General features: G+C 45.3%; 10 protein-coding genes. 1 reads left to right on the top strand and 9 read right to left on the bottom strand.

What is annotated here, in order from left to right; all coding sequences use genetic code 11:
• Positions 1 to 2: 2 nt before the first annotated feature.
• The 5 genes from VTH8203_RS13010 to VTH8203_RS12990 form a co-directional block, all read right to left on the bottom strand.
• Positions 3 to 494: an Lrp/AsnC family transcriptional regulator gene (locus tag VTH8203_RS13010; protein ID WP_096994063.1), complete on the bottom strand. Its 492-nt coding sequence runs from the start codon at positions 492 to 494 to the stop codon at positions 3 to 5.
• Between the two features lie 123 nt (positions 495 to 617).
• A complete protein-coding gene (locus tag VTH8203_RS13005) occupies positions 618 to 851 on the bottom strand; it encodes a hypothetical protein (protein WP_096994062.1) in 234 nt (77 codons plus the stop codon).
• Between the two features lie 319 nt (positions 852 to 1,170).
• Positions 1,171 to 4,227 (bottom strand): efflux RND transporter permease subunit, encoded by a 3,057-nt coding sequence (locus VTH8203_RS13000; RefSeq protein ID WP_096994061.1) that lies wholly within the window; start codon positions 4,225 to 4,227, stop codon positions 1,171 to 1,173.
• Between the two features lie 2 nt (positions 4,228 to 4,229).
• Positions 4,230 to 5,285: an efflux RND transporter periplasmic adaptor subunit gene (locus VTH8203_RS12995; protein WP_096994060.1), complete on the bottom strand. Its 1,056-nt coding sequence runs from the start codon at positions 5,283 to 5,285 to the stop codon at positions 4,230 to 4,232.
• The gene (locus VTH8203_RS12990; RefSeq protein WP_096994059.1) at positions 5,285 to 6,358 is read right to left on the bottom strand and encodes an efflux RND transporter periplasmic adaptor subunit; all 1,074 of its coding nucleotides are present in this window, start codon (positions 6,356 to 6,358) and stop codon (positions 5,285 to 5,287) included. Before VTH8203_RS12990 ends, VTH8203_RS12995 begins: the two co-directional genes overlap by 1 nt.
• 301 nt (positions 6,359 to 6,659) lie before the next feature.
• On the opposite strand from VTH8203_RS12990, the gene VTH8203_RS12985 reads away from it, so the two are divergent.
• A complete protein-coding gene (locus VTH8203_RS12985) occupies positions 6,660 to 7,349 on the top strand; it encodes a TetR/AcrR family transcriptional regulator (protein ID WP_167385823.1) in 690 nt (229 codons plus the stop codon).
• 103 nt (positions 7,350 to 7,452) lie between these two features.
• Here the strand turns inward: VTH8203_RS12985 and putP are convergent, their stop codons facing one another.
• The 4 genes from putP to VTH8203_RS12965 all read right to left on the bottom strand — a co-directional run bounded on the left by putP (position 7,453) and on the right by VTH8203_RS12965 (position 14,587).
• The gene (gene putP / locus VTH8203_RS12980) at positions 7,453 to 8,946 is read right to left on the bottom strand and encodes a sodium/proline symporter PutP (RefSeq protein WP_096994057.1); all 1,494 of its coding nucleotides are present in this window, start codon (positions 8,944 to 8,946) and stop codon (positions 7,453 to 7,455) included.
• An 80-nt stretch (positions 8,947 to 9,026) separates the two neighbouring features.
• Positions 9,027 to 9,716 (bottom strand): 1-pyrroline-5-carboxylate dehydrogenase, encoded by a 690-nt coding sequence (locus tag VTH8203_RS12975; RefSeq protein ID WP_096994056.1) that lies wholly within the window; start codon positions 9,714 to 9,716, stop codon positions 9,027 to 9,029.
• Between the two features lie 11 nt (positions 9,717 to 9,727).
• Positions 9,728 to 12,868, bottom strand: coding sequence for a bifunctional proline dehydrogenase/L-glutamate gamma-semialdehyde dehydrogenase PutA (gene putA, locus VTH8203_RS12970; RefSeq protein ID WP_096994055.1), 3,141 nt, complete (start codon positions 12,866 to 12,868; stop codon positions 9,728 to 9,730).
• Positions 12,869 to 13,162: 294 nt separating this feature from the next.
• Positions 13,163 to 14,587, bottom strand: coding sequence for a 6-phospho-beta-glucosidase (locus VTH8203_RS12965; RefSeq protein ID WP_096994054.1), 1,425 nt, complete (start codon positions 14,585 to 14,587; stop codon positions 13,163 to 13,165).
• Positions 14,588 to 14,759: the final 172 nt, after the last annotated feature.

Genomic DNA, 14,759 nt, shown 5'->3' with positions numbered 1-14,759 from the left:
ACCTAGGAATTCAGTGTATCTAACAATTCTGGGTTAACACCAAACCCAGTTTTATGTTCTTCAATGACCACTTCACTACGAGTTTGAATGACACCCGGTAACGTTCCTAGCTTGGTCGACATAAAGGCTTGATAGGACTTCATATCTTTAGTGCGAACCTTGATCATCGTGTCAAAATCGCCAGAAAGAGAATAACACTCTTCGATTTCTGGCATCAGTTCTACGGCTTTGGCGAACTTCTCAAAGATAGAGAAACTGGTTTGGTCGAGTCGAATATGAATAAAGACTTGAACATCTAAGTTCAATTTCTCAGGATTGAGCTCTGCATGATAACCAAGAATAAAGCCTTCTTTTTCTAGTCGTTTGACCCTATCAGAGCAAGGAGACGTTGTGAGATTGACCTGTTTAGCCAATTCGACAATAGGCATACGACCTTTGAGGCTAAGTATTCTTAGGATTTCTAAATCGATTTTATCTAATGCGAGCGAAGCCATTGATTTATCTCGAGCGAATGGACATTCTATCGATTGTAAATCAATCGTTATGCATGTAAATAGACGTCAGATCACAAACTCACAACAAAACCAAAAGGTTAAAGCTGAGGAGTTTGAAAAACATTACGCTAGGTTTGCTTGCTGACTCATGACAGGTTTTGCCGCTTCTTGGTTTTGCTTATTACAAACTCTGCAATACAGTTGACGCTCTAGTTTGTAATAACCACTACCTGTGACAAGTTGAGACATCAATTGCTGGAAACTGTGGAGCATGGAATTACTATCATTTGGACTGCGTCGCATCACGGCTTTGTGGGCTGTATCTTTCTTGCATGCTGCGCAGTAGTTAGTTGGCATTGTCATTGTCTCCAGCGGGTCTGTTTATTTTGTAACCATATTGTGTTAAAGATCGATAGAATTACAAAACGATCATTGCAAAAAATGTGGCGGCTATTCCAAATTCTTGGTCATTATTTTGCGAATTTTTGATCAAGATTTCGAAATTCACTTACCAATCCCTCTTAAAAAGTGAAATGGTAACAAGGTGCAAGCAATTTATGTCATCTTGCAGCGAAAATCACACATCAACCCCAATACTCAACAAAGCGCTCATACTATTGACACAAAAAAAGCCCACTCTTAAAAGTGGGCTCGGTTCATTAATTTGGCTATTTGGTTACTTAGCTGGCTTGATATTGAAAAAAATCGCAAACAGCACAGGTACTACGATCAGCGTCAGTACCGTAGCAAATCCCAGCCCAGCCATGATAGTCACCGCCATAGAGCCGAAGAACGCATCAAAGACCAGCGGGATCATCCCTAGAATGGTCGTCAAAGCTGCCATACTCACCGGGCGCACGCGACTTACCGCACTATCAATGATCGCTAAGTACGGATCCTTACCGCTTTCAAGCTCCAAATTGATCTGATCCATCAACACGATACCGTTTTTCAAGATCATACCACTAAGACTTAATAGACCAAGTAACGCGGTAAAACTAAACGGCATATTGGATAGCAAGAGACCAAAAGCGACACCAATGATCGATAATGGAACAGTAAACCAAATCACCAATGGCTTTTTCAACGAATTGAATAGCAACATGGTAATAATGAACATCAACAAATAACCCATCGGTAAGGATTTGAACATCGCTTCTTGTGCGTCCTTCGATGACTCATATTCGCCCCCCCATTCGATCGTGTAGCCATCAGGCAGAGGCAGTGATTCTACCTGTGGCTTTACACGAGCGAATAAACTTGCTGCGGTCTCATCGCCAAGCACGTCGTGGTCGGCGAGTACAGTTAACGTACGTTTTCTATCACGACGTTGAATAATAGGCTCTTGCCAATCCAAACTAACATTGTCGATGATTTGCTCGACCGGCACATAGGTCTGAAGCATTGGACTCCATATGGATATGTTCTGCAAAGATGCATAGTCCACACGCTCATCTTCAATTAGGCGAGTCACGATAGGTAACATCTGAGTACCATCACGGAATACACCGATAGTATTACCACCGAATGCCAGCTGAAGTGTGTTGGATAAATCCTCTTTAGAGATACCAAGACGGCGCGCTTTCGACTCATTAAATTGCGGCACTAACTCTTTGGTTCTTTCACGCCAATCGTGTCGAATGTTTCTCGCCCCGGGATCAGCAATCAAAACGTCTTCAACTTGTACCGCAATATCACGCAGCACTTGAGGGTCTGGGCCTACGATGCGAGCCTCAATCTTGGACGCGGGAGACGGACCAAACTCCATTAAACGCAGCTGGAACGTTGGTGCGGCAAATTCGCTCGCTAAGTTATCATCCAACTTATGCAGGAGCGCAAACATATTGTCACGGCTGGTTGTTCGCACTTGGAGCTGAGCATAGCCTTCATAGCTCTTCTCTGGCTGATAGGTCAGCATAAAACGTTGTAACCCTTGACCAACCGAAGTAGAAACAAATTCAATGTTGTCTTGCGCTTGAATGTATTGTTCAACTTTTTCTGTTTGCTTGAGCGTTTGACGAATATCCGTCCCTTCAGGCATCCACATATCAACAAAGAACATTGGTGTATTCGATGGTGGGAAAAACGACTGTTTCACCAACCCAAATGCCATAACAGCCACAATAAGCATTGCCACCATGCCGGCAACGGTTAACCAACGCAGTTTTAGAGCAAGTTTTAATGACCAACGAAAAACGGTGAATAAGATACCTTTGTATGGGTCAGAGTCCTCTGCGCTCGCATTTTTATCCGATTCTTTGAGCAATAAGTCTGCTAAAAACGGAGTCAGTGTTAATGCGGTAATCCAACTTAAAAATAGTGAATAGCATAGGACCCAAAATAGAGAACCCATAAATTCACCCGTCGCATCCTGAGACAAACCAATAGGAGCAAACGCCGTAATTGCAATCACCGTTGCGCCGAGCAGTGGCCATTGCGTTTGTTTGGCGATAGCCATTGCAGCTTGTTTCTTGGTCTGGCCTTGTTTTAGACCGACCAGGATACCCTCTACAATGACAATGGCATTGTCCACCAGCATACCCAAAGCAATAATTAGCGCGCCCAGAGAAATACGATGTAGCTCGATGTTACTGATACTCATCATAATGAAAGTACCAAACACCGTGAGTAACAAAACCGCACCAATGATAATTCCGCTGCGCATTCCCATAGTAAACAGCAGCACCAGAATGACGATTCCAACCGCTTGAGCAAGGCTAACTACAAAGTCTTGAACTGACTTACCGACTTCCGCCGATTGATTGTAGAAATAATCAAGATGAATACCTGCAGGTTTAATGCTTTCTAATGATTTCAGCTGTGCATCTAACGCCTTACCAACTTCCACGACGTTAACGCCAGACGCAAATGAAATCGCTAGGTTAATAGCCGGCTTGCCGTTGAAGGTAATCACATTCGATGGTTTTTCTTGGATACCTTTGGAAATATCCGCGACATCTTTAAGGCGAATTAGGTTTCCGGTATCACGACCATGGATAATCAGATTTTCCAATGACTCAACGGAATCTAAGCTACCATTTGGACGAATCGCTATGCTTTCGCCATTAATCATAATCTCGCCAGAGGAAAGTACGCTGTTTTGCTGATTAAGCAATCCCATCACCGCATTCATGTCCAGGTTCAGTGCTGACAACCTTTCTAGAGACAGCTCAACAAACAGCATCTCTTGCTGATCGCCTGCAATGGTCACTTTGCCCACGCCATCGACCAACTCAAGTTCTCTGCTTAAATAATCTGCATAGCGCTTAAGCTCGACATAATCATAGCCGTCACCCGTGAGCATGATCATTACGCCAAACACATCACCAAAATCGTCAATGATTTGTACCGAGCTTACCCCATTGGGGAGCTGTGGTTGTAAATCATTGATTTTTCGGCGCATCTCATCCCAAATCTGTGGCAGCTCACCAGGACCATAGTCCATTTTCATACTGACCATGATTTGAGAAAGACCCGAAGATGAAGTCGATTTGATGTTATCGATATAAGGGAGTTTGCGTATTTCTTTCTCTAATGGATAGGTCAGTTCTTCTTCGACTTCTGTGGATGTTGCCCCCGGATAGGTAGAAATAATCATTGCATCTTTAATGGTAAATGCAGGGTCTTCCAAACGACCGAGATCCATAAAAGATTGCACACCACCAATAGCTAATATGACGAGAAACAACCAGCTGATGACGCGGTTCTTAATTGAATATTCCGTTAAACTCATTGTTATTTATTCCCCTTGAGAGCCACTTCTTCACCATCTCTCAGTTTTCTCAAGTTAGAGCTCACCAACACGTCGCCTTGGGTAACACCAGTATCAACAATCACGCCGAAGCTGTTTACTTGGTCCACATGAACAGGCGTCTTAGTGACGACTCCTTCAGCATGTTTCCATACAAAGAACTCGCCAGGCTTAGTACCAGCCTCAAGCACGGTCATCGGCAGTTGATAGCCTTGGATTGAACTTAGCCCAGCTGCCACCATGTCCACGTTCACGGCAACACTGGTACCAGGAAGGATTTTCTCAGCTGGTTGAGGCATTTGTAGCCACAACTCATAAGCACGGCTTTGTGAGTCTGGTTCGCTAGAGTGTTCTAAATACGTCATACTGTAGCTTTGATCTACACCAGAAAAATAGGCTCTTGGCTGATAGGCATTTTTCTGAGCCTGTGGAGTAATCGATGCAAGAATGTAGTCCGACAAACTGATTTTCACGTACACTTTGTCATCTTGATAGATAGACACTACGGTCTCACCCGCTCCAACATTCTCAAAACGCTCTTTATCCACACTCGCGACCACACCTGCAAAAGGAGCCTTCAAGCTGGTATATTGAATCTGATGTTGAATGTTCTGATACTGCGCTTTCGCAAGCTGCTTGTTGGACGTTAATTCATCCAGCTCAGAGCTAGAGATCATGTCTCTTGAAAATAATTCCGCACCACGACGCAATTGCTTGGTCGCTAGCTCGTATTGTGCTTGTGCATCACGGTACTGCTGCTGAAGTTTTTGGTCATCAAGCTTTGCGACAACTTGACCTTTCCTCACCGATTGACCGGACTTCACAAGTAAGTGTGAGATTTCGCCTTGAATACGGAACGCCAGATTGGTCTGTTCTGCTGTGACCACTTGGCCACGAAATTCGCGATATTGCTGTTCAACAGGCTTTTTGACTTCAATAGTCTCCACCTGCAAAGGTGCTCGCTCACGCACTGTGATATCTGAATAGCAGCCTTGCAATGCAAGCGCAGCTAAACCTAATGCTAATATTGACTTTTTCACTAGATACCACCCTCACGAGTCCATAACTTGACCTGCTGTCCTTCAGCTAAGTTTGCCGCACCAGCCACAACAATTTGGTCGCCTTGTTGTAAACCAGCCGTCACATCACCTTTTTCATTAAGCGAAAGCTGAATTTGATGAACTTGACGGGTCGCAGGGTCAAAGCGCCAAACCTTACCACTGGTTTCGTTCTGGTTAATCCAAGCGGCAACAGGCAAAGAAAACACACGTTCTGTGGTTTCATTTTGGATATGTACTTTGCCCGACATGCCTGCTAGTACATTGATATTTTCTGGCTTAGTGATTTTTACTGACGCCGCATAGCTATTGGTATCAAGATCAGGCTGCATCGCAATCTCTCTAAAGGATGCTTCAATACGTTGATTACGGTGGCTATCTAACGTGACGAAAAAGTGCTGATGCTTAAGCTCAGCCAGTGTCATGTTCTTCACCTCTGTGACCGGAATAGCAAACGTGACGTCTAAATCTTGGCTACTGATGAGATTCAAAATGGGTTGTTTAGCACCGACCACTTCGTATGGCTTTTGGTGAGTCACAGATACCACGCCATCAAACGGCGCGATGATTTGCGTATAACCTAGATCCGCTTTAGCTTGCTCGAGTGAAGCTTGTGCTGCTTTGAACTGGGTTTCATTACGATCAAAGGCATCAGCACTGATAAGCTTCTTAGCAAATAACTGCTCGGCGCGATTTAATTGGGACTGTGCGAGGTCAAACTCGGCCTGACGTGCATCTAAAGCGACTTGATAATCCGTTGGATCCAATGTCGCTAGAATTTCACCCGCTCCCACCGCCTCTCCCATCTTGACATCTATAGAAGAGATTTGACCTGCAACCTGAAACGAAAGTTGTGCCCGATCTGTTGCGTCTACTTGTGCTAAGTAACTGCTCACTGGCGAAAAATTAAGCTCAGGAACTTCAACTACTTTGACGGGTTTGATCACTGGTTCGTTGATTTCCGATTGTGCTTGATTACAACCGGACAGGCCGACGGCTGCCAATAAAGGCAAGACAGTCAAACCACTAGTTCTGAATAGACGATGGGTTCTCATAGTATTTATCCCAATATTATATTTTACACTTGTACAGCTAATTGCTTTACAAGTGTGCAGTATAAGTATAATTTGAAAGAGATCAATAAATACTGCACATGCGTGTAATATAATATTTATGACTAACTTTATTGCTTTTGGTTATATAAAAAGACGTGACATTAACTCTTGTAAATGTACAGCTCCTGACGACAGCATCGATGCAAATCTTGTCGTCGAATACACTAATGCAGTACCCTGTATAGGATTGTTTGAATTTAGAAGGTATCGAGTGGAAAAGAAAAAAGGTCGTCGCAGTGCAATGGCAGCAGAAGAGACGAAAAACCTGATCATGACGGTCGCCGCTGAAATGTTTTGTGAGTTAGGTTATGAGCGTGTATCCATTCGCAATATTAGTGAACGTGCAGGCGTCTCCCACAGTTTGATCCGTCACCACTTCGGTAGTAAAGAACAGATTTGGTATGGCATTAGTGACCATCTTCATGCTTACATGCAAAAGTATATTCGTTATCTGTTAGATCAGTTGCCAGAAGATACCCCAGCCAACGTTAAAGTTTACCATTTCGCTGTTGGGATGCTTGCCCACTGTATAGTCATTCCTCAGCCTATCCAACTTATCGCTGATGCAATGCGCCAAGAAAATGAGTTTTTCGATTACTTTATCGATAGCACGGGCGAAATAGAAAGTATTGTTTTGAAATTGGTTGATGATTTCAACGCAGCGTCCCCACACACGCCACTCGTTATGCAGGAATTAAAATGGAAGCTAATGATATTTGCTCATGGTTCTGCATGTATGCTTCCTATGCTCAAAGAAACATGGTCTCAAGAAACCACCGATCTCGATGAATGTCTTGTCAAACACTGGTCATTATTTGAAACTCAAGTCGCGAGTGAATTGTCGATAGATGAGCAATATCGTTTGAAACCGAAGAAAATCGATGAGCTTGTTTATCAGGTTGAATGCGACTGGGGTGAATGTCCAAAATAGCAACCAGTACGGGCTTTTTTTGGAGGATTCAAATAAAAAAATGGCCCTCTTAAATAGAAGGCCATTTGATATATAAACTATGCTAAATCACAAAGATATATGATTAGTCTAACTCGACTAGGTTCTTCTCATAGGTTTTATGCTGAGCTTGAACCGTTTTGTCAGGACCACCTGTCATTGAGCTCACTACCATAATCGCAATCCAAGATAGGATAAAACCAGGAACAATTTCGTAGATATCGAAAATACCGCCAGTTAGCTGCTTCCAAACTACAATAGTCACACCACCAACAACGATACCTGCAATAGCGCCATTACGGTTCATACCAGACCAGTATAGGCTGAGTAGAATAGCAGGACCAAAGGCAGCACCGAAACCAGCCCAAGCATAAGACACTAGTCCAAGCACCGAGCTGTCTGGAGTCATCGCAAGCACCAGCGCAATAATCGATAGCAAGATAACGCCAACACGACCTACCATCACGACTTGCTCCGATGTCGCATCTTTATTGATGATTTGCTTGTAGAAATCTTCCGCCAATGCTGAGGAAGAAACCAATAGCTGAGAATCCGCGGTACTCATGATAGCAGCTAGGATCGCAGCCAAAAGAATGCCTGCTACCACAGGGTGGAAAAGTGCATTAACGAGCAACATGAAGATCTTCTCTCCATCCGCTAATACATCTCCACCACTGCTCGTCGTATAAACAAGACCTACTACACCCACGAGCATTGCACCGAGCATAGATAGTGCAGACCAAACAACAGCGATGCGGCGAGCAGTCGTTAAATCTTTGTTTGAACGAGCTGCTTTAAAACGTGCAAGGATGTGTGGCTGACCAAAGTAACCTAGACCCCATGCCACTAGAGAAATAATTGCAATCGCTGATAGCGGCTGACCTTTGACGTCATCCCAAAGGGTAAGAAGCTCTGGATTGATCGCGTCAAGATCAGACGTCAGCTGACCAAATCCACCTTGCATTCCAATCACAGGCACAATCATCAGTGCTGCTGCCATCAAAAGACCTTGGACTAAGTCAGTCCAAGACACCGCAAGGAAGCCACCGAATAACGTGTACGACACAACACAGACCGTACCGATGATGACGGCAATGCTATAATCCAAACCAAATACCGTTTCAAACAGTTTACCACCTGCCACTAGACCAGAACTGGTATAGAAAAGGAAGAAAAGCAAAATAAAGAACGCAGATACCACCTGAACAACTTTTGAATTGTCATTAAAACGACGAGACAAATATTCAGGCAAAGTCAGTGCGTCAGTAGTAATACTGTAAGTACGTAGTCGCTTGGCACAGATTAGCCAGTTTAGCCAAGTACCCGCCAGCAAACCGCCAGCAAGCCAAAAAGCTTCAATACCGGCTGCATACGCATAGCCAGGAAGACCGAGCAGTAGCCAACCACTCATATCCGATGCACCTGCAGATATAGCCGCAGGCCATGGTCCTAATGAGCGACCACCTAGAAAGTAGTCGCTAGAGTTGGCTGTGCGCTTATAAGCAATCACACCGATAGCGAGCATCAACGCCAAATAAGCGATGAAAGTAGTTGTAATAGCATAGCTATTTTGAATCATTATTATTTCCTCATCCTAGAATACAGCCTCCAACATAACGGCGATGTTGGAGGCTGGTAGGGATCCGTGACCTTATGTCACTAGCTACCAAGCTCAAGCAAAGTAGCGTTGCCCCCCACTGCTGTGATATTGATGGTTCTTGTTCTTTCTGTTATGAACCTCAACACGAGATTCGGATCGTGCGCCGCAGGCTGCAGCGCCAAATCCGTCTCAGAAACCAAAAGACCTATCGCTCCATCGCGATTAGCCAGTTGATGGTTGACCTGCCATTCTGTGTCTTTAGAGCCGACAAGGCCCACCACTCGCACATCAAAATCGATAAAAGTGGACGCTTCTTCTAAAGCCACAAATTGAACTAGGTTAATCGGCAGTCTCGAACGCTCAACTGCCGATTTTAATATTTGATTAAACTTGTCGTTGCCAGAACAAACGATGACGCCATTGCCTGCGATAAGTGCAGCTGTTATTTGCGCCATTGCCGCGATCTTCGCCTGTGCTTCTTCGCTCTCTAGAATCACTAAAACCACTCCACGTCCTGCCGCATAGAGCTCATTAGTTTCGCCCGTTGGCCCAGGCATCACATGTGGGTTCGCCAATAGCAGGTTGGCTTGCTGAATATGAAATGCCATGACACTAGCAAGCGTCGCGTTTAGCTCATTCATATTGCGCTGAACAGAAAGTAAGCACTCACGTTGCTCGGCAAAATCGGTAAGATTCCAACCTTCCCATGCTGTCAAAACATCGGAGAAAATAGTTGCGTTATTGACCATGATTTTTCTCCTTATTTCGCCGCTCGATTAGCGTTGGCGTTAATGACATCAGTAAAGCGATATAGGTAGTGTGGGCCACCTGCTTTTGGTCCAGTTCCCGAAAGACCCTGTCCTCCAAATGGTTGAACCCCTACCACTGCACCGACTTGATCGCGGTTGATGTAGCAGTTCCCCACTCGAGCGTGTTTTTCCACCCACTCGTACGTCGATTCATTACGGCTGTGGACACCTAGCGTCAAGCCAAAACCTGTTGCGTTGATGCTCTCAACTACTTTTGGTAGTTCAGATGCTTTGAAGCGAACGATATGGAGAATAGGGCCGAAATGTTCTTCCGTTAGCACAGAGATATCAGAAATTTCAAACGCACAAGGCGGTACAAAATCCCCTTCTTGGCACTCAGCATCAAGCGACAGTTGCGCCACTTTGTTGCCTTGTTTTGTCATCGCATCAATATGTGTCAGTAGTTTTTGCTTCGCATTGGCATCAATTACTGGGCCCACATCGGTAGCATGTAGATAGGGCAAGCCCACTTTAAGCTCATCCATTGCACCTTGAATCAGGTTAATAACACGCTCCGCAATATCTTCTTGAATAAACAGAACACGCAATGCAGAACAGCGCTGTCCAGCAGAGGCGAAGGCAGAGCGAACAACATCGCGAACGACTTGCTCAGGCAGTGCAGTCGAGTCAACAATCATCGCATTTTGACCGCCGGTTTCTGCAATAAATGGTACTGGCGCAACTTGGCGTGCCGCAAGTGTGCTATTGATGCGCTGAGCTGTTGGCGTAGAGCCAGTAAAGGCAACACCAGCAATCGCCGAGTGAGAGGTTAACGCCTGACCTACATCAGCACCGCGTCCTGTAATCAGTTGGATCGCATCAGCTGGGAAGCCTGCTTCAAGCATTAACTCAACAGCACGTACAGCGATAAGAGAAGTCTGCTCCGCAGGTTTAGCCACAACGGTGTTCCCCGTAACCAATGCTGCCGTGACCTGACCTAAGAAAATCGCCAGTGGGAAGTTCCACGGACTAATACAAACAAACACACCTCGTCCGCCGCGTGTCAATGTTTTTGACTGACCGTCAAAGCCCAGTACCGATTGCGTTTCAAAAATATGTGGTTGTTTCGCATAGTAACGACAAAAATCGACCGCTTCGCGCACTTCATCAATACTGTCGTGGATGGTCTTACCCGCTTCCTGATGGCATATCGCCACCAACTCATGCAGATTGTCTTCTAACTTGTCGGCCAGTGTTAGTAAGCACTGACTACGTTCAGCATATGGCGTCTGCGACCAACTCGTAAAACCTTGCTCTGCCACTCGGATAGCTTCGGAAACATGATCAAGGTTAGCCATGGCCACCTGCCCTACGACAATACGGTGATCATAAGGCGCAGTGATCGTATCCACACTCGCACCGTCCTTGATCATGCTTTCGTATTGCGATTGACCATTAATGATCGGAGCACCTTGCCATTGCTTAGCTCGAAACACTTCAACTTTGTGCTCGTAGTCTTTCACTTCGCTCTCAATATCGACGTTCACACCCATTGAGTTTTTACGATCGGCAAAAATAGCGGGAGGGAGATCGATATTCGCGTTGTGTAGGGTGTCATTGGCAAGCAATGCGTCTACCGGGTGAACAGTTAAGCTGTCAACAGGACAACGCGCATCAACAAGGCGGTGAACGAAGCTGCTGTTCGCACCGTTTTCCAACAGACGACGCACTAGGTATGGCAGCAAGTCTTTGTGACTACCCACCGGTGCGTAAATACGGACTGGCTGTTTATGAGTATCCATCACATGGTCATAAAGTGAATCACCCATACCATGTAAACGCTGGAATTCGTAATCGGTGTGCTGCGCCATTGTCGCAATGGCCGTCACTGTATGTGCATTGTGGCTCGCAAACTGCGGGAAAATATTGCCACGCACGTTTTCACTCAATAGGAATCGAGCACACGCTAGGTATGCAACATCAGTGGCTTCTTTACGAGTATAGACAGGGTATGCATCGTAACCCGCTTGTTGAGACCATTTGATTTCGCTGTCCCAATACGCTCCTTTCACCAAGCGGAGTGGAATCAGGTCGCCTTGCTGCTTCGCTAAAGCGTTGACCCAAACCAAAACAGGAAGTGCACGCTTAGAATAAGCCTGGATCACCAGACCAAACTTGCCCCACCCTTTTGCCACGTCGCTACGATACACTTTCTCAAATAATTTAAGTGATAGCTCAAGACGGTCAGCTTCTTCCGCATCTATGGTAATCGCCACATCCAGCTCTCGCGCTCGAGTAAGAAGCTGAGTTAACGTATCGCAAAGCTCAGTCAGCACGCGCTCTTCGTTAGCGACTTCGTAACGAGGGTGGAGTGCCGACAGCTTGATTGAAACTGATGGTGCTGGACTAGTATCTAAGCCGTATTTATCACTGCCTACTGCTTCGATCGCCATCAGGTAGTCTTTGAAATACTTGTCAGCATCAGATTTAGTGAGCGCCGCTTCACCTAGCATGTCATAAGAGTAGGTAAAACCTCGATCACGCATCTTTTTGCCATTCTTCTGAGCTTCACCAATGCTGCGGCCCAAAACAAACTGATGGCCCATGATCTTCATGGCCTGATACATGGCTTTACGAATCACAGGCTCTGAGAACTTGTGGACTAAACGGTTCACCGCTTTTGCTGGGCTTTGTGATTCAGACTCAGTAAGCCCGACAACTTTGCCCGTCAGCATAAGACCCCATGTTGACGCATTGACAAACACAGAGTCAGAATTTTTCAGGTGAGATTTCCAATCAGCGACACTCAGTTTGTCGCGAATAAGCGCATCCGCCGTTGCAGAATCAGGGATGCGCATTAACGCTTCTGCTAAACACATCAACAAAATGCCTTCTTGAGTATCTAAACTGTACTCAAGCAGCAAAGCATCAATCATTTGAATGGCATTTTTATCGGCACGGATGGCTTCGATAAGCTCGGTGGTTTTCTGTGGGATTTGCTGGGCTTCATCGCCTTGCGGCGTCGCCAGAGGTAAAAGCTGTTTCAACCATTGAGACTCATCCACCATGTAAAGTGGAGAGATCAGTGACCAGAGCTGTTCAAGCGGTTGCTCGACAAACTCCGTTTTTAGCACATCTGTTGCTGTAAACATGTGTGTTCCTCAATCTCTACTCAGTCGCAAAAGACGACTGGACTACTACAATGGCAGGCAGTGTATTTTGAGTGTTAAGGAATTGCTTGTCAAAAACTCCGAGCTTTTTGCTGTTTTCTACGCTTATTAACAAAATTAATACAAGGTCACATCGAGTTAGACAAAATGAGCCGTTACAATCTGCAACCAAATTAACATATTGTTTCGTTCTCGCTAAACATTCCCCTCAGTTTTAAAACACAAAAAAGGGATGCACAGAGGCACCCCTTCATAATCACCAATGAGAAACGGAGGTTATGACAAATCTTCACCGTTGGATTCAATCACTTTTTTGTACCAGAAGAACGACTTCTTACGAGAACGGTTCAACGTACCATTACCTTTGTTGTCACGGTCAACGTAGATAAAGCCATAGCGTTTACTCATTTCTCCAGTGGATGCGGCGACCAAATCAATGCACCCCCAAGGCGTATAGCCCATCAAAGGCACACCATCTTCAATGGCTTCTCCCATCGCTTTGATATGAGCGCGCAGATAGTCGATGCGATAGTCATCGTTAATCTCACCGTTTGCTTCCACCACATCTTTGGCTCCAAGGCCATTTTCTACTAAAAACAACGGCTTCTGGTAACGGTCATAAAGGGTATTCATGGCGATACGCAGGCCGAGAGGGTCGATAACCCAGCCCCAATCGCTGGCTTCAAGGTGTGGATTGCGAACCGACTTCACGACATTGGCTTCACTGGTGTTGCCTTTATTCATATCAGCGGAAGCGCAACGAGAGGCGTAGTAACTAAAAGAAATAAAGTCCACAGTGTGCTTTAGAATCTCCAAGTCGCCGTCATGAATCTCGAGTTCTACACCTTTGTCGCGGAACGTTCTTTGAGCATAAGATGGGTAATAGCCTCTGGCTTGGACATCAATAAAGAATAGATTCTCTCGATCTTTATCAAGCGCTATTTTGACATCTTCAGGTTTGCAGGAGTACGGATAGAAGTTGCCACCCGCTAACATGCAACCCACTTGGTTAGCAGGATTAATCTCATGGGCGATTTTGGTCACTAGAGCACTTGCCACAAGCTCATGGTGCGCCGCTTGATATTTCACCTGCTCTTTGTTCTCACCTTCTTTAAATAGCAGGCCAGCACCAGAGAATGGACTTGCTAGCAAGATGTTGATTTCATTAAATGTGAGCCAATACTTAACCAAACCATCAAAGGCTTCAAAACAAGTGCGAGCATAACGCTCAAAAAAACCAATCATTTCACGACTGCGCCACGAACCATAGGTGTTCACCAAGTGCATTGGCACGTCGAAATGGCATAAGGTAACAAGAGGTTCAATACCATGCTTCTGACATTCACGGAACAGATCTTGGTAGTAAGCAATCCCTTCTTGATTAGGTTCTAGCTCATCGCCTTTAGGGAAGATTCTTGCCCACGCAATGGAAGTCCGGAACACTTTGAAGCCCATTTCCGCTAATAGTGCGACGTCTTCTTTATAGCGGTGATAGAAATCGATAGCCCCATGACTGGGATAAAACTCCGATTCATCGAGCGCTACTTGCTCGCGTAAACCCAGCTTAATTGGCATACGATTGTCACCGTACGGAATCATATCGACCGTCGTTAGGCCTTTACCGCCCTCTAAGTACCCACCCTCAGCTTGGTTAGCAGCGATAGCTCCGCCCCATAAAAAGTTCTCTGGAAATACCGACATTGTTACCCCTCAAATCGTACATCGTGAACCGATGAGCTAGCATGTTATCAACACTATGCCAGCCTCATTTCGGCTGTAATTAAGTTTTTTAACTGGATGTGCTCTTGTTCACAACATTAAAAGTTACCGGTATCATGTTACCAGTAACATCGATAATATGAAATCCAGTTTG

The sequence above is a fragment of the Vibrio thalassae genome, assembly GCF_900089835.1.
Classification (GTDB): domain Bacteria; phylum Pseudomonadota; class Gammaproteobacteria; order Enterobacterales; family Vibrionaceae; genus Vibrio; species Vibrio thalassae.
This window is presented reverse-complemented; position numbering and strand designations above follow the sequence as displayed.

Bases quoted from the DNA above. Each gene is read 5' to 3' on its own strand.
- VTH8203_RS12990 (WP_096994059.1), bottom strand. From the start codon at position 6,358: ATGAGAACCCATCGTCTATTCAGAACTAGTGGTTTGACTGTCTTGCCT.
- VTH8203_RS13000 (WP_096994061.1), bottom strand. From the start codon at position 4,227: ATGAGTTTAACGGAATATTCAATTAAGAACCGCGTCATCAGCTGGTTG.
- VTH8203_RS12975 (WP_096994056.1), bottom strand. From the start codon at position 9,716: ATGGTCAATAACGCAACTATTTTCTCCGATGTTTTGACAGCATGGGAA.
- VTH8203_RS12985 (WP_167385823.1), top strand. From the start codon at position 6,660: ATGGCAGCAGAAGAGACGAAAAACCTGATCATGACGGTCGCCGCTGAA.
- VTH8203_RS12965 (WP_096994054.1), bottom strand. From the start codon at position 14,587: ATGTCGGTATTTCCAGAGAACTTTTTATGGGGCGGAGCTATCGCTGCT.
- VTH8203_RS13005 (WP_096994062.1), bottom strand. From the start codon at position 851: ATGCCAACTAACTACTGCGCAGCATGCAAGAAAGATACAGCCCACAAA.
- VTH8203_RS13010 (WP_096994063.1), bottom strand. From the start codon at position 494: ATGGCTTCGCTCGCATTAGATAAAATCGATTTAGAAATCCTAAGAATA.
- putA (WP_096994055.1), bottom strand. From the start codon at position 12,868: ATGTTTACAGCAACAGATGTGCTAAAAACGGAGTTTGTCGAGCAACCG.
- putP (WP_096994057.1), bottom strand. From the start codon at position 8,946: ATGATTCAAAATAGCTATGCTATTACAACTACTTTCATCGCTTATTTG.